The organism is Hymenobacter sp. AT01-02 (genome assembly GCF_000961955.2).
In the GTDB taxonomy this organism is placed as follows: Bacteria; Bacteroidota; Bacteroidia; order Cytophagales; family Hymenobacteraceae; genus Hymenobacter; species Hymenobacter mucosus.
This window is the reverse complement of sequence record NZ_JZIR02000015.1, coordinates 76,909-100,923: the sequence shown is the minus strand read 5'-3', so window position 1 is coordinate 100,923 and position 24,015 is coordinate 76,909. Positions and strand designations below refer to the sequence as shown.

The 24,015-nt window shown below is 54.4% G+C and carries 23 protein-coding genes; 7 read left to right on the top strand and 16 right to left on the bottom strand.

The annotated features are described in order from the left end of the window. Positions 1-315: 315 nt before the first annotated feature. Positions 316-1,695, bottom strand: a complete 1,380-nt coding sequence (locus VI25_RS06760; RefSeq protein WP_045687188.1) for an FAD-dependent oxidoreductase — start codon at positions 1,693-1,695, stop codon at positions 316-318. 736 nt (positions 1,696-2,431) lie between these two features. Here VI25_RS06760 and VI25_RS06755 point away from each other — a divergent pair. Beyond that, the gene (locus VI25_RS06755; RefSeq protein ID WP_055562373.1) at positions 2,432-4,984 is read left to right on the top strand and encodes a TonB-dependent receptor; all 2,553 of its coding nucleotides are present in this window, start codon (positions 2,432-2,434) and stop codon (positions 4,982-4,984) included. A gap of 168 nt (positions 4,985-5,152) precedes the next feature. On the opposite strand, the gene VI25_RS06750 is transcribed toward VI25_RS06755, so the two are convergent. The 7 genes from VI25_RS06750 to VI25_RS06730 all read right to left on the bottom strand — a co-directional run bounded on the left by VI25_RS06750 (position 5,153) and on the right by VI25_RS06730 (position 9,570). Then, positions 5,153-5,752, bottom strand: coding sequence for an alpha-ketoglutarate-dependent dioxygenase AlkB family protein (locus VI25_RS06750; protein WP_045688609.1), 600 nt, complete (start codon positions 5,750-5,752; stop codon positions 5,153-5,155). Between the two features lie 92 nt (positions 5,753-5,844). Further along, positions 5,845-6,525 (bottom strand): hypothetical protein, encoded by a 681-nt coding sequence (locus VI25_RS06745; protein ID WP_045688610.1) that lies wholly within the window; start codon positions 6,523-6,525, stop codon positions 5,845-5,847. A 110-nt stretch (positions 6,526-6,635) separates the two neighbouring features. Next, positions 6,636-7,529, bottom strand: a complete 894-nt coding sequence (gene kynU / locus VI25_RS06740) for a kynureninase (RefSeq protein WP_316934270.1) — start codon at positions 7,527-7,529, stop codon at positions 6,636-6,638. Then, complete coding sequence (locus VI25_RS28340; protein WP_316934269.1) at positions 7,529-7,912, bottom strand: hypothetical protein; 384 nt, start codon at positions 7,910-7,912, stop codon at positions 7,529-7,531. Before VI25_RS28340 ends, kynU begins: the two co-directional genes overlap by 1 nt. A 35-nt stretch (positions 7,913-7,947) precedes the next feature. Beyond that, entirely contained in the window at positions 7,948-8,160 is a 213-nt protein-coding gene (locus VI25_RS27655; RefSeq protein ID WP_262489925.1) for an amidohydrolase, read from the bottom strand. Then, complete coding sequence (locus VI25_RS06735; protein WP_262489924.1) at positions 8,142-8,996, bottom strand: amidohydrolase family protein; 855 nt, start codon at positions 8,994-8,996, stop codon at positions 8,142-8,144. The genes VI25_RS27655 and VI25_RS06735 overlap by 19 nt, the downstream gene beginning before the upstream one ends. Before the next feature lie 34 nt (positions 8,997-9,030). Beyond that, the gene (locus tag VI25_RS06730) at positions 9,031-9,570 is read right to left on the bottom strand and encodes a 3-hydroxyanthranilate 3,4-dioxygenase (RefSeq protein WP_045688611.1); all 540 of its coding nucleotides are present in this window, start codon (positions 9,568-9,570) and stop codon (positions 9,031-9,033) included. A gap of 143 nt (positions 9,571-9,713) precedes the next feature. Between VI25_RS06730 and VI25_RS06725 the strand changes: the two genes are divergently transcribed. The 3 genes from VI25_RS06725 to VI25_RS06715 all read left to right on the top strand — a co-directional run bounded on the left by VI25_RS06725 (position 9,714) and on the right by VI25_RS06715 (position 12,567). Next, the gene (locus tag VI25_RS06725) at positions 9,714-10,499 is read left to right on the top strand and encodes an SDR family oxidoreductase (RefSeq protein WP_045688612.1); all 786 of its coding nucleotides are present in this window, start codon (positions 9,714-9,716) and stop codon (positions 10,497-10,499) included. A 293-nt stretch (positions 10,500-10,792) separates the two neighbouring features. Next, entirely contained in the window at positions 10,793-11,305 is a 513-nt protein-coding gene (locus VI25_RS06720; protein WP_152981527.1) for a hypothetical protein, read from the top strand. A gap of 32 nt (positions 11,306-11,337) precedes the next feature. Beyond that, positions 11,338-12,567 carry a hypothetical protein gene (locus tag VI25_RS06715; protein ID WP_055562371.1) on the top strand — a complete coding sequence of 410 codons (1,230 nt, stop codon included), beginning with the start codon at positions 11,338-11,340 and terminating at the stop codon, positions 12,565-12,567. Between the two features lie 29 nt (positions 12,568-12,596). Here VI25_RS06715 and VI25_RS06710 read toward each other — a convergent pair whose 3' ends face one another. The 5 genes from VI25_RS06710 to VI25_RS06690 form a co-directional block, all read right to left on the bottom strand. Beyond that, on the bottom strand, positions 12,597-13,148 hold the full coding sequence (locus tag VI25_RS06710; protein WP_055562370.1) for a hypothetical protein: 552 nt from the start codon (positions 13,146-13,148) through the stop codon (positions 12,597-12,599). A gap of 79 nt (positions 13,149-13,227) precedes the next feature. After that, positions 13,228-14,673: a hypothetical protein gene (locus tag VI25_RS06705; RefSeq protein WP_055562369.1), complete on the bottom strand. Its 1,446-nt coding sequence runs from the start codon at positions 14,671-14,673 to the stop codon at positions 13,228-13,230. Between the two features lie 124 nt (positions 14,674-14,797). Next, positions 14,798-15,334, bottom strand: a complete 537-nt coding sequence (locus tag VI25_RS06700; protein ID WP_045688617.1) for a hypothetical protein — start codon at positions 15,332-15,334, stop codon at positions 14,798-14,800. A gap of 114 nt (positions 15,335-15,448) precedes the next feature. Next, positions 15,449-16,159, bottom strand: coding sequence for a hypothetical protein (locus VI25_RS06695; protein ID WP_045688618.1), 711 nt, complete (start codon positions 16,157-16,159; stop codon positions 15,449-15,451). Beyond that, positions 16,096-17,232: a hypothetical protein gene (locus VI25_RS06690; RefSeq protein WP_152981526.1), complete on the bottom strand. Its 1,137-nt coding sequence runs from the start codon at positions 17,230-17,232 to the stop codon at positions 16,096-16,098. Before VI25_RS06690 ends, VI25_RS06695 begins: the two co-directional genes overlap by 64 nt. 310 nt (positions 17,233-17,542) lie before the next feature. On the opposite strand from VI25_RS06690, the gene VI25_RS06685 reads away from it, so the two are divergent. Genes VI25_RS06685 through VI25_RS06675 form a run of 3 tightly spaced genes read left to right on the top strand, consistent with a single transcriptional unit; the run spans position 17,543 to position 20,746 of the window. Then, on the top strand, positions 17,543-18,286 hold the full coding sequence (locus VI25_RS06685) for a class I SAM-dependent methyltransferase (protein WP_045688620.1): 744 nt from the start codon (positions 17,543-17,545) through the stop codon (positions 18,284-18,286). Positions 18,287-18,319: 33 nt separating this feature from the next. Beyond that, complete coding sequence (locus tag VI25_RS06680) at positions 18,320-19,282, top strand: glycosyltransferase family 2 protein (protein WP_055562368.1); 963 nt, start codon at positions 18,320-18,322, stop codon at positions 19,280-19,282. Between the two features lie 21 nt (positions 19,283-19,303). Continuing rightward, positions 19,304-20,746 (top strand): aldehyde dehydrogenase, encoded by a 1,443-nt coding sequence (locus tag VI25_RS06675; RefSeq protein ID WP_045688621.1) that lies wholly within the window; start codon positions 19,304-19,306, stop codon positions 20,744-20,746. Positions 20,747-20,777: 31 nt separating this feature from the next. Here the strand turns inward: VI25_RS06675 and VI25_RS06670 are convergent, their stop codons facing one another. The 3 genes from VI25_RS06670 to VI25_RS06660 all read right to left on the bottom strand — a co-directional run bounded on the left by VI25_RS06670 (position 20,778) and on the right by VI25_RS06660 (position 23,912). Beyond that, positions 20,778-21,308 (bottom strand): hypothetical protein, encoded by a 531-nt coding sequence (locus VI25_RS06670; RefSeq protein ID WP_152981525.1) that lies wholly within the window; start codon positions 21,306-21,308, stop codon positions 20,778-20,780. Further along, complete coding sequence (locus VI25_RS06665; protein WP_045688623.1) at positions 21,218-22,585, bottom strand: hypothetical protein; 1,368 nt, start codon at positions 22,583-22,585, stop codon at positions 21,218-21,220. Before VI25_RS06665 ends, VI25_RS06670 begins: the two co-directional genes overlap by 91 nt. 91 nt (positions 22,586-22,676) lie before the next feature. Continuing rightward, positions 22,677-23,912, bottom strand: a complete 1,236-nt coding sequence (locus VI25_RS06660; RefSeq protein ID WP_082455426.1) for a PIG-L family deacetylase — start codon at positions 23,910-23,912, stop codon at positions 22,677-22,679. Positions 23,913-24,015: the final 103 nt, after the last annotated feature.

The window sequence follows — 24,015 nt, the reverse complement described above, 5'->3', positions numbered from 1 at the left end:
GCCCCGTTCGCTAGGCAAAAACAGTTGTTCAGCTAGAAACGAAGTGTTTATGGACTGCGAAGATACATTCTGGCAGATCATCTCTCCTACTGATTTCTTGCAGCTTGTCTGCCTTTTATCCTAGTCGAGCTCGTCTGTACCAGCGCGTATTTCCCATTCTTAGAACTCATATCTGCTTACAAGGAACGTGGAGCATATTCTCTGGCTAACTCAAAGTGACGGGGTAGTCAGGTAAGACATGATGGAGCTTCCCGCCAAATTTATATCCTCGTTATAGGCTGAATCACACGATCTTGCTACCAAGCATTCAACCAACTACCGGCTAGCCATTTCGGCGGCTACTTGCTGCTGCACCTCGGGCCGGTCGTAGTCAGCTTCTGTTTGGATGAGAGGCATTAGGCGCTGCATGATTTGCTCTTGCCGTTGCCCATTGGCTAATGCCTCGGCATAGGGACGATGCGAAAAAGTAACCTGGGAGTATAATGGCAGCCACTGGTCGGGGTACTGCGCGGAAATCTTGCTTTCAATCTTCTTTTGGAGCAGGAACCGGGGGTCGGCTACTCGGTCGCGCATCTCCTCAAAGTTGTATACTGCCAAGTCGGCCATGGCATCGGTATTGGGTTTGCGGCGCTGCTGAAACTCCCGGAACACGGCACCCCAATCAGGTCCGAACTCTTGCAACAAGCTATCCAAGATGGTGCAGTCCTCGAACCCGGCATTCATACCCTGCCCATAGAAGGGAACGATGGCATGCGAGGCGTCGCCGAGTAGCACAACTTCGTCGGCCATTGACCACGGGTAGCAACGAATTGTAACAAGGGAGCTGGTTGGGTTTTCAAAAAACTCCTGTTCCAAGTTTGGCATTAGCGGTAGCGCGTCAGCGAATACTTCCTGAAAGAAAGCTCGCACCTGCTCTGGCGTTTGCAAACTCGAGAAGGAGGCGGGACCTTCGTAAGGGAAGAACAAGGTGCAGTTGAAAGACCCGTCAAGGTTAGGCAACGCAATCATCATGTATTGCCCGCGCGGCCAGATGTGGAGTGCGTGCTTTTCTAGCTGCCATTCGCCAGCTGGCCCTGCCTCAATCGTTAGCTCTTTGTAGCCATAGTCGAGGTAGTGCTGCGAGAAGTTGAAGCGTTCTGTTTTCTGCATGGCCCCGCGCACTGCCGAGAAGGCGCCATCAGTACCGAACAGGTGCTCATACGTCCGGGTTTGAGTAGCCCCAGTTTCAGTGTGTAGCAGCTCCAAGGTGCGGGTGCGCAGATCTACCCGGCGACACTGCTGGTTGAAATGCAGCCGCACGCGGGGCTCTTGCTCCACCAAATCAAGCAGGGTCCGGTTCAGCCCAGCCCGCGATACGGAGTAGATGGCCTGGTTGTGCTGGCCATAGGGCTGGGCGGTGAGTTGACCCCGCGCATCATGCATAATGCGTTGGTGCATAGGAATAGCCACTTGCCGAACGGCATCAGCAATGCCCACGCCTTCTAGTGCTCTCCACCCGCGGTCTGAGAGGGCCAAGTTGATGGAGCGCGCTTCCACCAACCCACTCCGGCGCAGGTCCTCTCGGCGCTCAAATACATCTACGGTGTGGCCGTGCCGAGCCAGGTACAGGGCCAGCAACGACCCAACTAGGCCGCCTCCCATAACCGTAAGAGCTTCGTTTACAACTGCCGAGGTTGGCGTGACGCTATCAGACATATACACTGGGTGGAGTAAGTAAGGGTCAGCAGGTAGCACCTTTTTGAGCCCGAGCGAAAGTAACCGATTCTTCTGTCTTCGATTGATCGAGGAAATAAGAAAGTTGAACCCAGTAGAAGCCGTAGTTAGTCGTAAAATAAAAAATGACGGTTTGGAACCTTATTTCTTTGGACTATTCATCGAAACGCTTCGCAAGACTCATGTATTATGTCACCCTCCTATCGTCATACCTCAGTGAGTTATCGCAACTATGTTCGCAATCGGTTACGTGCTGCTACTGGGTCGGGCAAAGTGTTCTTAACCCCGGATATATTCAATCTTCTTGTCTCTCGCTCGCAACAAGCACTCGCAGAGGCGGCTAATACCGTAGCTCCTCTTGCCGAGCGCCCAGCCATTGTAAGCTTCCGCTTGGGTGATTTTCTGCTAGGAGATGTTGAATGCCCTCTCTTATACGGTGACCCTACCATTCGGTACTAAGACTACACGGGGCTAAAAGTCTTCCTCAAATCCTTCAGCGCGCCTCACCTTGGGCGCTTTTTTTATGCACAAAGTACAATAATAAACCAGGCGTATATAGCGCCCTTCAATACAGTCAAGACTCCACATAGCACCGGTAGGCAACCTAGCTGCTTCCTGTTCTCTCTTCCCTAATTGAAATCATATTTTTTGCAATTTTCCCAGTATGAGAAAATTATACTACTTACCTCTTCTCACTTTTCTGTTACAATTTTCTTGCTTGCTGGCCTGGGCACAGGAGAGCAGCCAAGTGAGCGGCACTGTGCAAACGGAAGGCGGGAAGCCTCTACCAGGAGCTACTATCTTCGTTCGAGGCACGTTTATCGGCACCAGCTCAGACCGTGAAGGACAGTTTGCGCTCAAGACTAGCTTTGAGAATGGCCCTGTGACGCTGTCTGTTTCCTTTGTAGGCTACCAGAGCCGCGAGGTTACGCTTTCGGGTCCTGATAATGCAGTGCTGGTACAGCTTAAGCTCAACCCTACTCTCACCAACGAGGTAATTGCCTCGGCTTCGCGCGTAGAAGAAGGCATTTTGCAGGCTCCTGTAACGGTGGAGAAAGTAACTTCCCAGCAAGTGTTGCGCATGCCACCGCCCGACGTGCAAGTAGGCCTGAACCAACTGAAAGGCATTGACGTGAACAGCGCAAGTATGCTACTGAACTCCCTCAGCACACGCGGGTTCAACTCAGCTAAGTCGGAGCGCCTGATTCAGCTTACAGATTACTTTGATACCCAATCACCGTCGCTGAACGTGAATTCGGGTAACCTGTTAGGGCTGCCCGATCTGGATATTGAGAGCATCGAGATTATCCACGGTCCTGCTTCGGCATTGTATGGGGCCAATGCTTTCAATGGGGTGCTACTACTCAATAGCAAAGACCCGTTTGTAAGCGAAGGCCTTAGTGTGCGGGTACGAGGTGGGGAAAGAAGCTTTTTCGATGGGCAATTGCGTTACGCCAAAAAACTGGGCGACAAGTTCGCTTTCAAGGTCACGGGCGCCTACCTCACCGCCAACGATTGGCTGGCAAGCAACTACCAAGCAACCAGCACCCAGGTGCAACGCAACAACAACCCTAGCAGCTCCACCCTGGGCTACGACGCCGTAAACCGGTATGGTGATGTGGGAGGCTATACCTTTCCCGCTACGTACCCTTTTCCTGAAGTGCGTGGCAAAACTGTGTTTATGCCGGGTTTCACGGAGCAGACGCTGGTAGGAAACGACGACAAGGCCAAGTCATTAAAAGTCCAACCCTCGCTTTCCTACCTGCTGACCAACAGCGTAAAAATAACCGTAGGCGCTAGCGTAAGCCGCGGAACTGCCAGCTACCAAAGCTCTAGCCGCTACCGTTTCAAAAACTTTGGCACCAACCAATACCACGGCGAAATCAAAGGCGACCGGTGGTTTCTACGGGGCCAGTCGGTGCAGGACTTTGGCAATGATAGCTACGACTTAACTTTTCTTGGCGCCTTCATTCAAAACTCTCCTATTCCGGGAGCAGTTGATGCGCAGGGCAACCCTATTGTTCAAACCTACGCTCAGCGTTATTTCAACGAGTACGTTAGAACCTACACGGGCAACCGCTTAGCTGGCCGAACCGATGCCCAGGCCCAGGAAGCGGCAGTAGCGGGGGCAATGCCCTTGCAACTTGACCCTACTTCTCCCACGTTTGCCAACCTGCGCAGCCAAATTATTAAGGATGCGACTCCGGGCCGCGGGGCCCGCCTCAACCCCAGCTCCCTGCTCAACGAGGGCAACGCCCAGTACAACTTTAAGTTAGGCGAAACTGCCGACCTCATTGTGGGAGCCGCTTACCGCAAGTTTCGCCTTGGCTCCAATGGCAACCTCTATTCCGACGATAATTCCCGCATTCAAAACCATGAGGTAGGAGGTTACGCGCAATTCACCAAGAAACTTGTCGATGAGCGGCTGAAGCTGGCGCTGGCGGGTCGCGTTGACGGCTTCAAGAACTTTGATGCGGCCTTTTCGCCCCGGGCATCTGTTGTGTACTCCGCTGGCGACAAGCGCCAGCACAACTTTCGCGCTAGCTATGGTCGTGCCTTCCGCTCTCCTACTCAGCTCGATCAATACATTCGCTTAGACCTCGGCCAAGCACTTCTATTGGGTAACGTAGGTAGCGGATTCCAGGGATACTCTACTACAACGGGCCAAGCAATTGACGTTGCGGCACTCCAGTTGGAACGCTTGAGCACGTACGAAATTGGCTACAAAGCAGCACTAGGCACCAACGTGGCAGTAGATGTAAACTACTACCGCAGCCGCTACAACGACTTCATCGGTGCTCAGCGCTTTATTGGCAGTGCAGACGGCTCGCGGCCGGCAACACTCGCAGCGGGTCGCGTGCTGCAAGTATGGACAAATGCCGACCAGGAAGTTCGCACCCAGGGTGCTGCCGTGGGCGTTACCTATGCGGTGCTTCCTATTCTAAATGTGGCGGCCAATTACTCCCTGAACGTACTGGACCGCAGCGATGTGCAAGACGCAGAGTTTCAAACCTACTTCAACACACCCAAACACAAGTACAACGTTGGCTTCAATGGGGTAGCGCTAGGACACTTGAGCTACGCCCTGAACTACCGGTGGGCCCAAGGCCACGAGTATGGCCTGCCTTTCGCCGTAGGGAAGCTTGCTGACTATAGCACTGTAGACGCTACATCGGATATACCCTCACCAAGTTCGGCAGCACCGTGCAGGCCGGCGCCTCTAATTTATTTAACGCCAACAACATACAAGTGTACGGAGGCCCTCAGGTAGGCCGGTTAGTCTACATGGGGTTGCAGATTGACATGAAGTAGCTTAGCGAGAAGCATTAGCCTAACAAGCCCCCGACTACCAGCGCGACTACTCAATGGTCGGCGGTTTTCGGGGGCTTTGTATTGTAAGCAGCCACTGGCTAGTTGTTACCCTAGCCAACCGCTAATCTTACTTCACGGTGACCCGGCGGAAGGTAAGGTTGAGACGCGGTTGCTGAGGGCGCGCCGTTTTAGGCAGCGCATGCAGCCAGTGTTGCTGGGTAAGGCCACGCATAAGCAGCAAGCTGCCGGAAGTAAGCGCTACGCTCAACGGCGGGTGAGGAGTACGCACGGGGTCACGAGGCTTGAAGCGAAACAAACGGGTAGCTCCTAAGCTGAGGGAGGCAATAACCGGTTCAGGGCCTAATTCCGGCTCATTATCGGCATGCCAGCCCATGCTGTCTTGGCCCGTCCGGTATAGGTTTAGCAGCACGCTATTAAACCGAGTTCCACTGGCGGCCTCTACCCGGTTGCGTAGCTGCTCAAGAGCTGGTGTCCAGTGGTTTGGCTCCAGCGCAAGGCCTGAGTAACGGTACCGCGCCTGTGCGTCGCCGTGCCAAGCCGTAAGGCGGGGTTGCAGCACTTCTTTCCCGAACAGCTTAATGGGCTCCTGCTTCCAAGGAATAGTGGCGGTTAGCTCCGCTAAAAAGTCACCAGCTTCCTCCGGGGACAGGAAAGCAGTATCGAGTAGCAGATCCGCATCGGGTAGGGAGAGGGCAGTAAGAGGCATAGTAGTCGGTAGGTATACAACAGCAAACCGCCCACTAGCGCGGGAAGTGCGGCCTAGTGGACGGTTTTCTTGGTACCTATTGAGTAGTGAGCCTACACCGGTACAGCGGGCATCATCTGCCGCAGCCAGAAATAAAATCCTAGAATCACCAGTCCGCAGATGAGCAACGGCCCAAGCCACTCGCGGCTGCGATAGGGCTGCCCGCCAATATAGCGGGGCCAGAAGTACAGGTTGTACACCAGAATGGCTGGCAGGTTAAATAAGGAACCTATCCAGCTCTCTAATTGAGTATTCTGCTGCCGTAGCCAGTATACTAAGAACACGCCACCAATCAAGTACACCACTATAAACAGTAGTACAAGCAGGGCTGGCCCTGTCCGGCGGAGGGTGCGCAGGTTTAAAGCTAGCATTATACCACCTGCTACCATGCTGAATAGAACGGAGAAGATGGTGATGGTGCCCGGCGAGTATAGGGCGGGACCCGTAGGCGCCTCGGCGGCTACCGGTTCTTCCCCCCGCAATTGGCGCCGGGCTAGTTCTTGCTCGGCCTGCTCCTGACGGGCTTGTGCTTCCCGGCGGTCTGTTTCTTGCTGACTGGTACGTAGAGTGGCACGCAGCTCTGTGTGGGCGGCGGCTGGTTCCAGACCGCGCGCTTCCAGTTCGTCGAGGGCAGCTAGCACAGCCTCCTCACGATACTCCGTGTAGTTCTGCACGTACAGCAGGAGTTCGGCTTGCGTCTTGCGGCTCATTTTTGCCGCGTAGTCTTCGGCCATTGGAAAGGATCAAAGTGTAAAAACCGGCGTACGTACTCCTACGAACCCCGTGCGAAACCGACGAAAAACCCCCAAATTTTACCCGTTTTTCGGCGACTTAGTGGCGCGTGCTATTGGCTGGCCCACTGGGCCAATACCTCCCCTACCCGGTATACATCCTCGAAGGTATTGTACAGAGGAACCGGCGCTAGCCTGATAACATTTGGTTCGCGCCAATCGCCAATAACCCCCACCGCCATTAAGTGCTCAAACAAGTCGCGGCCATTCTGGTGCACCAATAACGACAGCTGGCATCCGCGCTGAGCAGGGTCGCGGGGCGTGATAATTTCCAGGCGCGACGCGGGTAGGTCAAGCCGGGTAATCAGGAATTCCAGGTAGCCGGTTAGCAGTTCGCTTTTGCGGCGCAACGGCTCCATCCCACCAGCTGCTTCGTGCATGGCTAAGCCCGCTTCGTGCACGGCGAGGGTAAGCACGGCCCCGTTGGAGAGCTGCCAGCCCTCGGCTCCGCGAGAAGGCTGAAAGCCCTTGCGCATTTGAAAGCGCGCGGCCGCATCATGGCCCCACCACCCTGCCAAGCGCAACAGGTCGGGGCGGTCGGCGTACCGCTCGTGCACAAAGGCCCCTGCCACGCCACCCGGGCCCGAGTTTAGGTACTTATAGGTGCACCAGCAGGCAAAGTCCACGTCCCAGTCGTGCAAGTGCAGGGGGATGTTGCCGGCAGCATGGGCTAGATCGAAGCCAACCATTGCGCCTACAGCATGTCCCGCCTGGGTGATGGCAGCCATGTCGTATACCTGTCCAGTATAGTAGTTGATGCCGCCCATGATGATGGTGCAAAGCGACTCACCGAGCTCATTAATCTTGGCTATGATGTCCTCGGTGCGCAGCGTATGCTCGCCGGCTCGGGGCACTAGCTCTACTATAGCGTCGTCAGGATCAAGGCCGTGCAGCTTCACTTGGGTTTCCAGGGCGTACTGATCCGAGGGAAAAGCGCCGCCTTCCATCAGCACTTTGTAGCGGGTGGGCGTGGCTGGTAGAAGGAAATAAGTAACAGGTGCAAGTTGGTAGTGAGGTTGTTCATCACTACTACCTCGATCGGCTTGGCGCCTACTATGCGGGCTGTGGGCTCTGTGAGGCGCTCATGGAAATGCATCCAGGGCGTATTGCCGGTGAAGTGGCCTTCCACGGCGCGCTCCTGCCAGTTTAGAAACTGCTGCTCGGCGGCAGCCCGGGCGGTGCGGGGTTGCAGGCCCAGGGAGTTGCCGCAGAAATACAGGCTCTCCTGCCCATCGGGGCCGGGCGGAATGTGAAACTGCTGGCGAAACGCGTGCAGCGGATCCTGCGCATCAAGTTGACGGGCGAAATCGAGGGTGGGTTCGAATGTCATCAGTAGCAAAGATAGCCACGAGCCTCACCCCTACACTATGCAGTAGCCGCCATGATTTTGGCGAGGTGCTCCTGCCGTAAGCCAAGCCAGTCCAGGGCATTTTGCCCCAGCATACGGGCCTTCACGTCTTCAGAGTATGGCATGGAGCGAATCAACTGCCCAGGTTCCAGCTCACCCAACGGAAAGGGGTAGTCGGTACCCAGCGTGATTTTGTCAGAGCCTAGGGTTTCTACCAAGTAGTCCAGCATGCGCGGGTCGTGCACCAACGAATCAACCAAAAACGGCCCAAGTACTGGCGTGGGTTCACGGGGTTATCGACGGCACACAAATCAGGGCGTACCTGGAAGCCGTGGGCGATGCGCCCAATAGTGCTGGCGAATGTGCCGCCCCCGTGGGCCACAGCTACGCGCAGGCGAGGCAAGCGTTCTAGCACGCCCCCAAAGATGAGAGAGCACAGCGCCAACGTGCTTTCGGCGGGCATACCCACCAGCCACGGCAGCCAGTACTTAGGCATTTTCTGCTGGGCCATCATATCCCACGGATGGATAAAGACACAAGCGCCTAGCTGCTCGGCTGCTTGAAACACTTCAAACAGCTCCGGGGCATCCAGATTCCAGTCGTTGACGTGGGAGCCGATCTGGACTCCTGCTAAGCCTAGGTCTTTTACACACCGCTCTAGTTCGCGCACCGCCAGGTCGGGGGCTTGCATAGGCAGCGTACCCAGGCCCACAAAGCGGCTGGGGTAGCGCTGCACTACCTCGGCCAGGTGGTCGTTGAGCAAGCAGCTTAAATCGAGCGTATCTAGAGGCTTAGCCCAGTAGCTAAACATGACGGGCACTGTGCTGAGCACCTGCACCTGAGCGCCAAACTGGTCGTACTCTCGCAGGCGCACCTGTGGGTCCCAGCAGTTGTCCTGAATCTCGCGGAAAAACTTGTCATCCTGCATCATCCGGGCGCAACAGGGCCGGTGATGCTCCAAACGGATAAAGCCCCCGTACCCGTACCGTTCCCGCAAGTCGGGCCAGGTTTTGGGCAGGATGTGCGTGTGGATATCGATGGTAAGAGGATGAGCAGAACAGGCCATACCACGGGGTGGAGTAAGCAGGCGGCGCTTTAGATTATTCAGCCGGAGCCGCTACCGGAGCTGGGGGCTGCAGCACCGTGCCGCATACCTGGCAAGTGCGCTTGTGCTCATCCTGCCAGAAGCGGTTCATGATGGGAGGCAACTGCTGCACGATGTCGGTGATTTCCGCAAACTCTTCATAGAGCTTGTGGCCGCAGTTTTCGCAGTACCACTGAAACCCGTCTAGCTCGCCGGGAGTGCGGTAGCGCTCCAGCACCAGCCCAACGGTACCGGCTGGCCGGCGGGGGGAGTGGGGCACGCCGGGAGGTAGCAGAAACATGCTACCCGCCTTTATTTCGATATCTACTGGCTTTCCGTCTTCAATAATCTTCACTACGATGTCGCCCTCCAACTGCAAAAACAACTCCTCCCCTTCGTCGACGTGGTAGTCTTTGCGGGCGTTGGGGCCGCCCACCACCATCACTATGAAGTCTTTGTTGTCTTTGAATACTTGCTGATTGCCTACGGGCGGCTTGAGCAGGTGCCGGTGTTCTTCAATCCACTGTTGAAAATGAAAGGGGCGGGCAACGGGCATAACCTAGGGTAGTGAAGAGGTGAAAACAGTGCGGGCAGGCAAGTAACAATATTCCTGCGTATCGTGCGTACGTAACTTGCCGGCGCCATTGTTCCACTCATGCCGACTAGGTGCGCCTCCCCCTTTTCACCTACCCTACTTCTATGGACTTACTTTCTCAACGCGCCCTCGTGGGTGGTAGCACGCAAGGTATTGGCTACGCCGTGGCCCAAGAGCTAGCCCAGCGCGGTGCGGCTGTTACGCTCATTGCGCGCAATGAAACCGCATTGCGGGAAGTGGCCGCCGCCCTACCTACCCCTGCCGGCCAAACCCATGACTACATTGTGGCTGACTTTTGCCAGCCGGATCAGGTAGCCGAAAACGTGCACGCCTACCTCACCCAACATCCCAAAGGCTTTGATATATTGGTTAACAACACCGGTGGGCCCGCGGGTGGGCCCATTTTAGATGCGCCAGTAGATGCTTTCCGAGCAGCTTTTGAGCAGCACCTCGTTTGCAACCACCTGCTAGCTCAGGCATTAGTACCCGCCATGCGCCAGCGGGGCCGCGGCCGCATTATCAATGTTATTAGTACTTCGGTAAAGCAGCCCCTCCCCGGCCTAGGGGTGTCAAACACCATTCGGGCAGCCGTAGGCAACTGGGCCAAAACGCTAGCAACCGAGCTTGGCCCCGATGGCATTACCGTCAACAATGTGCTACCTGGTGCTACCGTCACGCAACGGCACACCTCGCTCATTGAGAAGAAAGTAGAGCAGACTGGGCAAACCACCGCCCAAATAGAAGCCGCCATGCTCCAGCAGATTCCGGCGCGGCGCTTTGGGCACGCCGCTGAGGTAGCCGCCGCCGTGGGGTTCCTGGCCTCCGACGCAGCCGCCTATATTACTGGCATCAACATACCCGTAGATGGAGGCCGTACCAGCAACTTGTAGAGGCGAATAAAGGCAGTATTAGTAGGTAGTAGGCCCTTTATGCAACCAAGCTTGCTGCCTGCTGCCATCAGAGCACCCTCCTTTATTGTGGTCTGAATGGCTTCTCCCAAAATTGATGCGATCCGCTAGGGGCTCTATATTGCGTCGTCAAGTACGGACGTCCCCGGGTGTGCTCGCCTTCCGGCTGTTATTCTTCTGTCATCAGGGCTCTTATCAGAGGCCCTTTTATGCGGTTCATGCTACTTTCTAAACAGTACGCCACTCGTGGCCCGATACGCTTAGCGCTGATCAGCATGCTGGTTCTGCTCGTGTTTGCCTGGCACTTTTACATGGAGCGTGCGGCCTACTACGACTTGTCGTACCACCTATTTACGTATCTAAAAGACAAGTCGCTATTTGTCCAAAACAGGCGCTTCGTAGCCATTGTCACGCAGTGGCCCACTTTACTGGCCATTCGAGCTGGGTGGCCGCTAGATTCGGTACTGCGGCTGTATTCGGTGGTCTTTGTCCTTTACTATTTAGCTGTATTTCTGCTGTGTGCTTACTGGCTGCGAAATGAGCAGGTAGCACTAGTGATAGTGTTTTTGTTTGTCTTGATGGCCTCGCGAGCCTTCTACTGGGCCCAATCGGAGATGCCACAAGGCCTTGTAGCACTGCTGCTATTTTACGCCGGTGTATCGAGGCAAGCGCCGTTACAACGACGATTCAGCACGCTGGCGTTAGCAGCATTGGTCCCGGTTTTCATCTTTGGACACCCACTTATTATCCTTCCCTTTCTATTTATCTGGCATATGATTGGCTGCTGAATCGACGGTTCCAAGACTGGGCCTACTATGGCATGCTGGTTTTAGCACTAGCCATGTACAAACTGCGGGCTATGCTAATTCCGCCAGGCTCGTACGAGGACATGTACATGACCTTTTTTCCTAACCTAATCAAGTTCTTCCCTAATTACCTAGTACTAAGCAGCTTCGATACATTCTGGGCGCTATGCCGGAAAGAGTTTTTGGCCTTACCGCTTCTTCTAGCTGCTCTTTCCTTCTTTTATGTTAGGCAGCGTGACGCGTTTGCCTGGCTGCGCCTTGCGCTAATGTGGGTATCAGTAGCGGGGTACGTTTTTATTATCAACGTTTCTAAGCCTGACTACACGGAGGCTACCTACCTCGATAACCTATTCTTTCCGCTCACCTTGTTCGTGGCTATTCCTTTTGCATTGGAATTGTTGCCAGCTATAGAGCGCAACTGGAGCAGTCGGGGCCCTGTATTTATTATCGGCTTGCTAACTGTCGTGCTAGGGGCTCGTTTATGGCTACTATGGCACCGCCACATTTCCTACACCGCTTACCAGCAGTGGCTTACTCACTTGCTCACGTACACTCGGCAGTTTCCCGAACGTAAGTTCATCATGTACCCCGACAATGTAGATCCTCACAATCTGCGTTCGGGCTGGCCCTGGTGGGCCGCCGCAAGTGAAACGATGATGGTGAGTGCCCGCCATAGCCCCGACTCGGCCCAAACCGTACGGGTAGGCTGGAACATTGATGAGTTAGCTCAAACGGGCTCCCGCCCAGGTGTACTATTTGGCCCGTTTGAGACGGTAGAAAGTGCCGCAATGCCTGCCAACTACCTCAAGTTTCCACAAACCGCGTATCGTGTGCTTAACACGCTGCCCCCTATGGATACGGCGGCATTGCGCCCGTATATAAGGGCTCACCAAGGAGTGCAGCTCACGTTGGCGGCACCATTACCCGTTTTGCATGCCAACAACTGGAACAAGGTAGAGGTACAGGTAAGCGTACCTGACCACGCCCGACCTCTGCATTCGGGCACCCGGTTGCCGCACCCTACTTTGCTACGCACCGCTTTCTATAAGTCACACGACTGGCCTACGGATGTTGGGCCAATGGAAGCTGCTCTGGAGGTGGATGTATGGCAGCCTTGGAAACAGACACTGCCCCTGCGCACGCCCACACAGCCCGGACGATACACGTTTGAAATCAGCCTTATTAGTAAGAACTATGTGGATTGGCCCGTGCGGCTACGCGTGCCAGTAGAGGTAGTTAAATAACTCTTACTTGGCGAAAAGCCTCGGCTCCACTACTTAGAAGCCAAGGAAATCTGCACGTCGTCTAGGTACACGGGCTGCTTGCTATCGGCACGCCACAGGTATACTAGCAAGCGGCTATTTGCTTTGGCAGCGGCGGGCATGGTAACGGTTTGCTCAACGTATTGCCACTTGTTGTACACTTTTACTGTGCTCAACAAGTCTAATCCTTCCCATAGTAGGTTAGGCTGATTGGGTTTATCACTCCGTACTTCCGTTACAAGCTTAGCAGCGGCCTGCTCATTCGGAAGAAACACCCAAGCTCCAATGGTTAGCTTAGCAGGCCAGTCGGGCGCGAGACGGCTGAGCTTGTTATTATACCCTAGGCTAAAGTCATGGTCAGGAGCAACCATGGTGCTATACGTTCCTGAGTGAGCTTGGTCGCGGCTGAGCAGGGCCAAGCCGGGCGCATCAGGTAGCCACCCATCCAAATTCTCGAAACTGCTAGACGCCAGCACACCAGGAGCCGAGGGAGTGCTGGGTTGTTGAGAGCAGCTTCCTAAAAACAAGGTACAAAGAAGGGCAGCAGAGGCGTATTTCACCATGAGAGAGATGTAGGAAAAAGGCTAGCAGGGCCAGACACATCTGCGTAGCAACGCCCAGGAGCGGCGCTTCACAGGCATGTTACTGATAGTAAAACTTTTTGCTTTTGGTCACGCCCCAATAATACAGCATCTCAGCCTGCAACTCCGACTGATGATAATCTGGCACTGGTGACCACGTCAGGACATTACAATAAGGCGAAATGCGCACTACTGGCTCTGAAGATTGAGCTATTTGATCCATAGACCACCGCTCGCAATCATTATTGACTGGCAGCTTCGTAGCCACATCCATGTAAGTGAACGTAGCAGCAAATAAGACGATGAGAGCAATATAGGCGTGCCGGCGCTGGCCTGACAACCGCAGCACCAAGAAATAGCTCGACAAGCCATAGGCGTAGAACAATGCCAATAAGACGGGTAGAATAGAATCGCCCCGCACTAGATACGCGCGGTAGTCGCGGTAGCCGCCAAAGGGTAGAAGCAGGATGAATGCGCAGGCAAATAACCCTACCCACCGTATGCTGTTCAATACCCGCTGGCGCTCCAAGGAAGGAGCAGTGAAACGATATACTAGCTGGACATTGACCAACACCAGCACAATGAGTACAGGCAATCCCCAGTGAAGCGTAAGTTCCAAATAGACACCAGTGGGCAACAGTTGATAAAGCTCACCTAGAGTGTGTGTATGGGTATTTTCTGCATTGTTACGCCCTATGTACAAGGAGTACAGGCCTAAAACGCCCATAGTGGCAAGAAGCACAACTACCTGCCCCGAGAGCCAGTTACCAGGAATGGCCCGGAGGGATGGCCATTGTAGGCCGTTCTGCCACTGTTGGGCCAGCCAGTACAGGCTGATTCCAAGCAGCAAGATGGCAATAGCCGCAACAGTAATTGGGCCATTGAAGGAAATAACAACGATTAACGCTACCAGTAGCGCTAGTTGCCACGGCCGCAGGTGTAAGGGCTGCTGCCGCTGCACGGCCTGAAAAATAGGCCACCATACAACCAGTAGCAAAGCCATTGGAAAGGCATAAAAGAACGTATAAGTAATAGCATAGTTTGTGATACCCATCTGCTCATAGAAACCACTCGTTTGAAATAAGGGTACCAGAAGGGCTACAGCTACCCAAAAGCTCCACCCCGCACGCGGGCCGCCTGCGCCCAGCCGGATGTAGCACGCTAGCAGCACGGTTAGTAGTGCCTGAGTGGCCGTGTTGAACAACGCAGTGGCCGTGTATAAACTAGCAATGGGGGGAATAAAGTATTGCAGCAGGTGAGGCACCCGCTTCAAGTACAGACCCATAGTGGCATGCGCAAAAAACCGGTTAGTTCCGCCGTACACCTCATTTCTAGTCAGTACAGCCCATCCAAACGGATCATGTAGCACCTTGCTAAACCACTGCGCGGGCAGGATCGTCGGGACGATATCACCATCTAGTGGCAACTGATAGTTTTGCCAATAGGTGTATATCAGATCTAGCACTACAAACGCTATCAACAAGCCCGATAAGTAGCGTTTATTCATACAGCTTGCGTGAATTTAAGCCTCCGGCCAAAGCAGAGTTGGAGGCTATGGTAGCGTGAGCCAGCCTACAATAGACTAGCTCGCCACCAAGAATGGTCGTCTAATAGCAGACTATAGCTACGGGTTAGTCTTTGATACTCAATTTCACATCGTCTACCAAGACGCGGTCCGTCGCATCGGCACGCCACAGGGACATACGGATATGTTGTAGGGACGTGATATTATCAGGCAACACAATGTCTTTACTAACCTGTGTCCACTTATTGTATTCCTTTACCTGCTCTCCCAACCGAATACCGTCGCCGAAAACCTGCTGGTTTGTAGCTGGGTCCATTACCTGAACGCCTAGCATTCCGGTTGCCTTATTGCTGGGCAAATACGCCCAAGCTTCTAAGTGAACCGTCTTAATTTTCGCGGGAGTAGCTAGGCCAAGCGCCATATCAAACGTAGTGCTGAACTCATGGTCCTTGTCTACTTTGATGGCATACTGTCCCGAATGCGCGTGCCCCTTATCTAACGTGGCAGGGTCATTGTTCCAACCAGCAAGCGACTCGAAGTCATTGGCAGTAATCGTTTTGCTGTCGGAAGCAACGGCTGATGTATCATCCGATGAGCAGGCGCCTAGGAAGGCCAAACCGAGCAAAACAGCAATTTTTTTCATGTAGAGGAGTGATAGATACAGTTTGTAAGTCTAGCAAAGGTAGGTAGTCTGCCTATGAACTACATGCACTTTCTACCACCTAGCCAAGGCTCATATAAAGCCAATGCACCCACCTTACTCCACCGAGAATTCCAGAATTTCACCTCGGATAGGAAAGGCCGGATACGGAATGTTCTCCTGAAAGTAAGGATGGTAGTCGTTGGTAGGTAGCCAATGCTGAGCCAGAATAACATGCATAAGGGTATTGGGCACCACCGTATACTGGTCTGACATATAAGCAATAACGCGTAAGTGATTTTCGTCAGGGCCTATGCGCCAGATGATTTCGGTAGGGCGCCATTCTATTTCATACCATGTGTCGTGGGGTGAGAACAGCTCCGTTGAACTGAGTACCACGCGGGTCGAAAGAGCAGTACTGGCCCCATCACGATGAAGCCGATAGGTCTTGCCTTCGTATACAATCGGCTCGTCGTTGCCATTAACGCCACAAGGTGGCGTTGCGGCGGCGCCATTTACGAGATGAGGAATATCCTGGCGCATGTAGTCGAAGTTGTTGCAGCCGATGACGATAGAATCACAGCTTTCGTCTTGAAAAGCGCCTCCTTCACGCAGCCACCGCCGGCGGTGACGGGCCCGGCCTTCATACCCATCGTTGCGATAGTTGCGGTAACGTACGCACTGAGCCTTAAATATTTCTATGTCGATTTCGGAAAAGAAGGCACGTTCGTCATCGGTACAAAAACCGCCACGGTAGTCCCGATTCAGCGAATTCCAAGGTTCACCAGCCGCTGAGAACAGCCAGAATGCAGGCTTATTCCATTCCAAACGCCAGCTGAATTAACTATTTGAGGAAACCGAATGCGGGCCCGAAACCGTCCGTACGTAAACCCGAAGAGCGTCCGCACAGAAGCATCATACTTATGCGGATCTGCCGGGTCAGCAGCCGGATTAATAAGCTGAATACGACCTGAGTCGGCTACTGATGCCGTTGGGCCATCGTCACCCACAGTTACCACTGGCAAAGTAGTAGGATCAAACTGGTGCTTCAGCCGATTGTAAGCAGCCGGTGTAAAGGAGTTATTGTTGACATCAGCTACCACTGGCACGTTTGGCATTTTGGCTCCACCAAAACTGCTGTACCGAAAACTAGCTTCCATCTGTTCCGCCGTGGCTGGCATACGCCAGTCTCGGGCCGGTAGAGGAGCCCCTAACTTTGGCGGGCGCATGTATATCTGCAGTTGCTCATCGGCCACTTGCACAACCGTATGAGCAAAGGAGCGGCCTAAGAAGTACGTAAACGGGTTGAGATAATGGCCATCCGACCGTCGGCGATGACAGTCGCGAGCATAGAAATCAATCTCGGAGGTATCAGTAGTGACGACCAGCATAAATCGGTAACGGCCCATACGGGGGGGCCTTTTCCACCGACCATAGAGGTTTTCATCATCCGGCCCATCGGGTAGTGGCCTAGAGCCTGCTGGCGCATCCATGAACAGGCTCTCATTTCTAGGGTTTCCTCGCAGACGCACACCCGCCTGAAGCGTAGTACCTCCCGCCCTACGAGGTACTGCTATCTTCCGAAACCCTGGCTGCTTACCTTCATCGTAGCCCCACGTGCCGTAGAAATTTTCATCATCCCGAGGATGGCCAGGCTCAAATGCGTAGCTCTCATTTTGATAGAAGAGCGCATAAAACAAGGTATCTCGCTCAGAAGTGTTTGCAATAGTAAGGCGACAGTTGAATAAAGCTGGGCTTTCACTACTACCCTCTGGATGAGGAAATACACGGCCCGGCCGACGTATGGTCATCTCTGCGTTATAGCGCCGAATAAGCTGGCCGGCTGGTGCATCTGTTTCGCCCGCGTAATTAGCTAAGGCGGTAAATGAGGTAATGCGCAAAGGGGCAGTGAAAGAGCCAACTTGTGCCATTCCCAGTACTGGCCACAAGGTGCTTACCAAGAACCAACACATCCGCCCCATTCGCAAAGTCACGATGGCAGGCCACATGCCTCTTACCCATTTGTATAGCTCAAGCAAAAAATCTCGGCAATTAGTCATCACACAGCACAGTAAGTAACGAAGATAGAGAGGCAAACCAATCCTGGCCTCTTCAGGGGCGCAACTAGGATGCAGTGGTTATCTATCGTGTAAAACGGACATAAACCTATCTTTGCACAACTATCTTGATGACTCTTTACCCCTGAGCCCTGTGCATTCCGATTACGAAGCAACTTACCATCAGATTGAAGAGGGGCACTGGTGGTTTCAGGCCCGGCGCGGTATGGTGTTCCAGCTAATTCAGGAACTGCAGCTACCCAAATCAGCTTCCATTCTGGAAATTGGCTGTTCCGGAGGACCCCTATTGTTGGCCTTGCGGCAAGCAGGTTATACCAATCTTACGGGCATTGACATTAGTACCCAGGGGGTTCAGCTTGCCAAGCAGCGCGGTTTTGAGCACGTTGCTGTTATGGATGGTGCTAAATTAGAATTTGCAGACGCCAGCTTCGACTTGGTTATTGCCTCAGATGTGCTAGAGCACATTGAAAATGAGAATCAAGCCTTACAAGAGTGGAAGCGCGTACTACGCCCCGGCGGTCAGCTGATCGTCTTCGTGCCGGCTTTCCAGTTTCTATGGAGTTCTCACGACGATGTGAATCAGCATTTTCGGCGGTATTCCAGCCAACAGCTATCCACCGCTATTGCTCACAACGGGCTACAGCAACAGCGTTTGTCGTACTGGAACTCTCTCTTATTCGCACCGGTAGCCCTGGTACGGCTGCTACGTAAACTTTTGCCGGGAACGGAGCCTTCTCCATCAGGAGACTTGCAGCTACTCCCCGCCTTTCTGAACACCTCTCTGCTTTCGCTATTGCGCACAGAAAACCGAATACTGCGCCATTTAAACCTACCGGTAGGCGTGAGTGTATTTGCCCTAGCCCGTAAGCCTGCTTAGTCATTTCTGCTCTTCCCTGCTTTCTGTCACTCCGTGGATCTTTCCGTCGTTATTCCCATCTACAACGAAGAAGCCAATATTCTCTCGCTCTACGAGCGGCTACGTGGGGTTCTTGATGGAATGTTATTGCCAGGAGGCTACGAATTCATTTTCGTAAACGATGGCTCACGCGATAAGTCGCTGGTACTAATTCAGCACTTAATAGTGCGCGATACGCGGGTCCGGTACGTAGATTTTAGCCGCAATTTCGGGCACCAAATTGCTGTTACGGCCGGCCTAGACCGTGCCACAGGCGAGGCAGTCGTCATTATTGATGCTGACTTGCAGGACCCACCGGAGCTGATTCCGCAGCTGTACCAGCGCCTACACGAAGGCTACGAGGTAGTGTACGCAAAGCGCCGCTCCCGCCAAGGCGAAAGTGCCGCTAAGAAGTTCACAGCCAAACTGTTCTACCGCATTCTGGCTAGCATTACCCACATTTCTATTCCAGTTGACACGGGAGACTTTCGCATCATTTCTGAGAAGGTTGTGCGCGCCTTACGGCAGATGCCCGAGCAAAATAAGTTTATCCGAGGTCAGATTTCTTGGATTGGATACCGCCAAACCTACGTGGAATATGACCGGGCAGAACGGGCTGGCGGCGCCACGGGCTATACATACCGTAAGATGCTTCGGTTGGCCCTGGACGGTATTACGGCTTTCTCCGACGTGCCCTTGAAAGCAGCTACCATTAGCGGGTTTGTGGTATCTGGCCTTGCCTTCCTGGTAATGATTTATACCCTGTATGCCCGTTTTGCGACGGACAACTACGAGGCTGGGTGGGCGTCGTTGATGATTAGCATCTTGTTCCTAGGTGGGGTGCAACTCATTGCTGTGGGTATCATTGGTGAATATCTAGCGCGGCTATCTGCCAATGTGCGGCAGCGGCCGTTGTATATTGTGTCAGACTCTAACCTGCCGGAGCCGACCAGCGAACCATCTGCTACTGGACGCTAGGCTTCGTCCTATGTAGTCCCTATGATTCAGCTTCAGAATTATATCAACGGCCGGCTGGTGCCTCCCAGTGCTGGTTGTTACCTACCTACTCTTGAGCCGGCTACGGGTCAGCCCCACGCCTACTTGCCCGACTCTGACGCCGCGGATGTAGCGCTAGCGGTGCAGGCGGCAGAAGAAGCGCTACCGGCTTGGCGCACTCGCCCGGCTGAAGAAAGGGGCCGGCTTTTGGTTCGTATTGCGGAATTGATTGAGCGCGACCAGGATCGACTAGCTGCGGCAGAAAGCCAGGATAACGGCAAGCCCGTGCACTTGGCCCGCACCGTCGATATCCCACGAGCGGCCAGCAACTTTGCTTTTTTTGGTACGGCGGCACAGCATTTTTCATCTGAAACCCACTTCCAGGAGGGCATTGCGCTAAACTACACGGTGCGCCACCCGCTAGGCGTGGTAGCGTGCATTACCCCTTGGAACCTGCCGCTCTACCTATTCACATGGAAGATTGCTCCGGCTCTCGCCGCTGGGTGCTGCGTTGTGGCCAAACCATCGGAAGTTACACCGTACACTGCATTTCTCCTGAGCGAGTTGTGTCAGGAAGCTGGCTTGCCGCCGGGGGTGCTCAACATTGTGCATGGTACGGGCGCCAAGGTGGGCCAAGCCCTGGTGGAGCATCCAGCAGTGAAGGCCATCAGCTTCACGGGGGGCACCAAGACCGGGGAACACATAGCACGCACGGCGGCACCCTTATTCAAGAAGCTTTCCTTGGAGCTAGGGGGTAAGAATCCCAATCTAGTCTTTGCCGACTGCAACTTGGAAGAAGCCGTGAGCACCAGCCTACGGAGTTCCTTTACCAATCAGGGGCAAATTTGCTTGTGTGGCTCCCGCATCTTCATCGAACGGCCCATTTATGAGGCATTCAAGCAGGCCTTTCTGCAGGGAGTAGCCGCTTTAACCGTCGGCGACCCGCAAGACCCGGCTAGCCAACAAGGAGCCTTGGTCAACGAAGCTCACTTGCAAAAGGTGCTTGGGTACGTGGCACTGGCTCATGAAGAGGGCGGCCGCTTGCTGGCTGGAGGACAACGGGTGTACTTACCGGGCCGCTGCGCTAGCGGATACTTCATGCAACCTACTGTATTTGAGAGCTTACCACCCAACTGCCGCGTAAACCGGGAGGAAATCTTTGGTCCTGTTGTCACACTCACTCCCTTCGACTCCGAAGCGGAGGTTATTCAGTGGGCCAATGGCACGGAGTATGGATTAGCCGCCACTATCTGGACCACGGACTTGAAGCGCGCTCACCGGGTAGCACACGCTCTGCACAGCGGCATTGTGTGGGTGAATGCGTGGCTGCATCGCGACTTACGCACACCCTTTGGGGGTATGAAGAGTTCTGGGGTGGGTCGCGAAGGCGGACTTGAGGCGTTGCGTTTCTTTACCGAGCCGCAGAATGTTACCATCAAACTATAGGCAACCTGCTACCAAATAACAGGTTACCGTTTTAGCGTACGTCCCACCGGTACAAGTGTAGCTTCCCTGACTGGGCCAGCAGGGTTAGGTGCTGGTTGGTTGGAAAGCTAGCGCCTGCCTCCACCAATTGACGAGCGTACGGGTTGGTTTGCCGGGCGGCCAACGAGTCGGTGCCGTCATGGTAGCTCTGGTCGTAGAGCACGAGTACGGGTTTGCCATTGGCTACTAGCTGCCGACGTAATTCCGGTGCCGGACCAGCAGAGTCAAACACACTACGCAGCAGCTTAGCATGCACAGGTGGCGTACGCGAAAGTTTCGTAGCCATTAAAGGCAGGTTGGTGCGCAGGGCTAGCTGGTAGCTATGCAGGGAGTGGCGGTTATCATCATCCAGCGTTAGGTCCATGTCTTCACTGCCCACATGATAGAATGGCACGGGTAGAATAGCCTGGTAGTCGTGGGGCCGAAGCGACGCTAGCAGCGGCGCCAATTCCGGTTGCGCTTGCACATTGGTGAGCGGGTTGGGCAAGATGCTATGCCGGTAGTGCTTAATGGTGTCGCGCATGTCGATGAGGCAAGTAACACCAGAGCCACCACTACTACCCAACGAGCAGTCCACCGGCCAATGCGCAGCCAATAATCAAGCCCCGCTACCACCAGTAGGTTCACCATCCAGAAGAAAGGCCAGCAGAAGCGAGCTACCGTACGAAAATGAGCAGCGGCTCCCGTAATCTTGTGCAGGTAGAAAAAGACACTCAGGTAATTATGCCACGTAAACTGTCCGTCCTCTACTTCGTACACCGTGCCCACCGAAGCAAAAAAGCCTGCCAACGACGCTACCCCAAGCAGGAGAAGTAGGCGCTGTTGCGGGAGTTGCCCCCAGCTCCGCCACCATTGCCGTACCAGGGCCCGCCGAAACACCCACCCAATAAGCGCAACCACGAGCCCGAACAGGGCAAAGGCACCTAAGTACGCCTGCGACTCTTCTGAAACCGGTTTGGTTGGCTCAAAGATGAAGTGTGTAGTTTCGTATGCGTAGGGCTGAATAAGCGCTAGCGCCTGTAGCTTCCACGCGGGTGTATTGAAACCCGTGGGGGTTGTTAGTCGCAGAGAGTAGTAGGCGTCTACCAAGCGCACGAACCCAACGCTTAGGAGCATGGGCGCTAAGGTCAGCACGGTGCTCATCAGCAACAGTGGCTGCTGCCGCCAGCGGCCGTTGGGAAGCAGCCACAGGGCAAAGAAAGCAGCCGTGAGCAGCGCTAACTGCGGCAGATAATACAGATGCACAAAGGAAATAAGCGTGAAGGCCGTTGTCAGACCAGCTACCAGCCTTCCGATGGGTTGTCCTGCCTCCGCGCGGTCGTACAGGCGCATTAGCCCCCAAATGGCAAGCAAGATCACCCAGCTATACGACAGGTTGAAATGCCCCATCAGCAAACGCCCTAGCTGGGGGTTAAGCCAAGGTAGTACAACTGAAAACACCACTATCAGCCCCCAGTAGTGCAGTATGCGGTGCAGAATGGCTACCAGCAGCCCCGTACTAAGCAACATACCTGCTAATAGCAGCACATGGTAGATGTCAATTCCCCAAGGCGATACATCCGAGACGTAGCGCGACCATAGCCGGACGAGCCACGCGAGCAGGGGCGTGTTATCGGTGTAGAAAATGTAGTCGCCGAAGGGGTAGTTCATCATTCCAAACCACCGCATACCGTAGGCCGCGGGCTGTTGCACGTAGGCTTGAAAGGTGAAGTAGTTTTTCATTCCGTCGAAGCCGGAAACCAGCAGGTGCTGGCCTGGCTCGGTAAGCAGGAGCCAAAGGCCCGAAAAACCAGCAAACACTGAAGCAGCAAAGCCGCGCCCAAGAGAGCGGCCTGGGAAGGACGGCGGCGAAGTACCGTCAACAGGAAATGCATCGTCAAAAACTGAAAAATCAGCGAATAATTTCGAGGCGGCAGATGCGGTGCTGGCTACCTACGCGCAGTTCTGCCACGTACAAACCTGTAGCAGGAAAGCTATGAACATCAAGCCATTGCTCGTGCTTACCGGCTGACTGTTGGCTTCCGCGCAATAGGCTCACAACCTCCCGGCCCTGACTATCCAGTACGCGCAACCAGACGGCAGCGGCGGTGGGCAAGCGGTACGTCAGCAGGCTAGACTCGTTGAACGGATTGGGGTAGCTCGGCTCCAATACTATGCCCGTGGCTACCTCGACTGGCTCATCTGGGTTCGTACCCGAAGCAGAGGTGCTGGGGGCGGCGGGGGTACCGCTGTTGAGGCTATTTCCCGGGCAGTGCCGAATAAACGAGTACTGACGGCCAATAAAGCGCAGATGCGCTTCGTCCCAGGAGCTTGGCTGGCCCTGCTCAGCCATCTTTTGGCTGTAGGCCTGGTACACAGCCCGCTGGTTTTCGGTTTGAGTTGCCGTCAGATTAAGGGGCCGTCGGCTACTGTCGTACCCCACATACAACTGGTATCGGCACTCCGTCTGGGCTGTGGCGGCCAGGGCCAGTTCCCCTGCCATTCGGTGGTCAGAATGGTCGCCGGGGTTGTAGCGCTCATTTGGCTGGGGAGTATGTACTTCGAGCTTGGCGCTTCCTACTTCGCGCTGCAACAGTGCCCGCACAGTCGCGACTAGGTCATTCCATGAAGTGTAGGCCGGTCCATGATCTAAGGGGCCAACAGGACGCCCTGCCTTAAAAAGCAACTTCATGCTTTGGAACCCGCCCCGGCTTTGTCCTTTGCCATCAAGGTTGCCATCGGGTAAGTGCAAAAAGTAGGCAACGGTACTCCGGTAGCGCACCACTGTCACCGAATGGGCATTGACGCTTTCTTGCACTGGCATAGGTACTGTGCTGGCAGCCGTAGTAAGGTTAGCCGCTTTTTGTACAGCAGCTTGGCAAGCGGTTTCCCGGCTTTGCCAGTACGCATCATCTACTTTATTGGCCTGTCCACCCGTGAGGCAAATGAAAACCACTTTCGCGTTGCGCCGCTGCACATCATCGCACGCATCAGAGCCCATAAAGAGCTGCCAGTCATCGGGGTGGGCTGTGATATAGACCGATACCGATCGGGAGTTAGGGGCCGATACGGGGGTTTGAGCCCACCCGCGGGCGGCTCCAAGCACAGTAAGTGTAAGGAGAAAAAGGCGGAGTAGGAGTTGAACCATACAGTAGTGCACAGGTGGTTGTGGAGCAGGGAGCCGGCAACAGTCAATCAGCGAAATTTACATACCCCGTCTTAGCTTATTTAAATTCATGTTGTTGGTTTTT

Bases quoted from the DNA above. Each gene is read 5' to 3' on its own strand.
- VI25_RS06760 (WP_045687188.1), bottom strand. From the start codon at position 1,695: ATGTCTGATAGCGTCACGCCAACCTCGGCAGTTGTAAACGAAGCTCTT.
- VI25_RS06750 (WP_045688609.1), bottom strand. From the start codon at position 5,752: ATGCCTCTTACTGCCCTCTCCCTACCCGATGCGGATCTGCTACTCGAT.
- VI25_RS06745 (WP_045688610.1), bottom strand. From the start codon at position 6,525: ATGGCCGAAGACTACGCGGCAAAAATGAGCCGCAAGACGCAAGCCGAA.
- kynU (WP_316934270.1), bottom strand. From the start codon at position 7,529: ATGGAAGGCGGCGCTTTTCCCTCGGATCAGTACGCCCTGGAAACCCAA.
- VI25_RS28340 (WP_316934269.1), bottom strand. From the start codon at position 7,912: ATGACATTCGAACCCACCCTCGATTTCGCCCGTCAACTTGATGCGCAG.
- VI25_RS27655 (WP_262489925.1), bottom strand. From the start codon at position 8,160: ATGCTGGACTACTTGGTAGAAACCCTAGGCTCTGACAAAATCACGCTG.
- VI25_RS06735 (WP_262489924.1), bottom strand. From the start codon at position 8,996: ATGGCCTGTTCTGCTCATCCTCTTACCATCGATATCCACACGCACATC.
- VI25_RS06730 (WP_045688611.1), bottom strand. From the start codon at position 9,570: ATGCCCGTTGCCCGCCCCTTTCATTTTCAACAGTGGATTGAAGAACAC.
- VI25_RS06725 (WP_045688612.1), top strand. From the start codon at position 9,714: ATGGACTTACTTTCTCAACGCGCCCTCGTGGGTGGTAGCACGCAAGGT.
- VI25_RS06720 (WP_152981527.1), top strand. From the start codon at position 10,793: ATGCTGGTTCTGCTCGTGTTTGCCTGGCACTTTTACATGGAGCGTGCG.
- VI25_RS06715 (WP_055562371.1), top strand. From the start codon at position 11,338: ATGCTGGTTTTAGCACTAGCCATGTACAAACTGCGGGCTATGCTAATT.
- VI25_RS06710 (WP_055562370.1), bottom strand. From the start codon at position 13,148: ATGGTGAAATACGCCTCTGCTGCCCTTCTTTGTACCTTGTTTTTAGGA.
- VI25_RS06705 (WP_055562369.1), bottom strand. From the start codon at position 14,673: ATGAATAAACGCTACTTATCGGGCTTGTTGATAGCGTTTGTAGTGCTA.
- VI25_RS06700 (WP_045688617.1), bottom strand. From the start codon at position 15,334: ATGAAAAAAATTGCTGTTTTGCTCGGTTTGGCCTTCCTAGGCGCCTGC.
- VI25_RS06675 (WP_045688621.1), top strand. From the start codon at position 19,304: ATGATTCAGCTTCAGAATTATATCAACGGCCGGCTGGTGCCTCCCAGT.
- VI25_RS06670 (WP_152981525.1), bottom strand. From the start codon at position 21,308: ATGCGCGACACCATTAAGCACTACCGGCATAGCATCTTGCCCAACCCG.
- VI25_RS06660 (WP_082455426.1), bottom strand. From the start codon at position 23,912: ATGGTTCAACTCCTACTCCGCCTTTTTCTCCTTACACTTACTGTGCTT.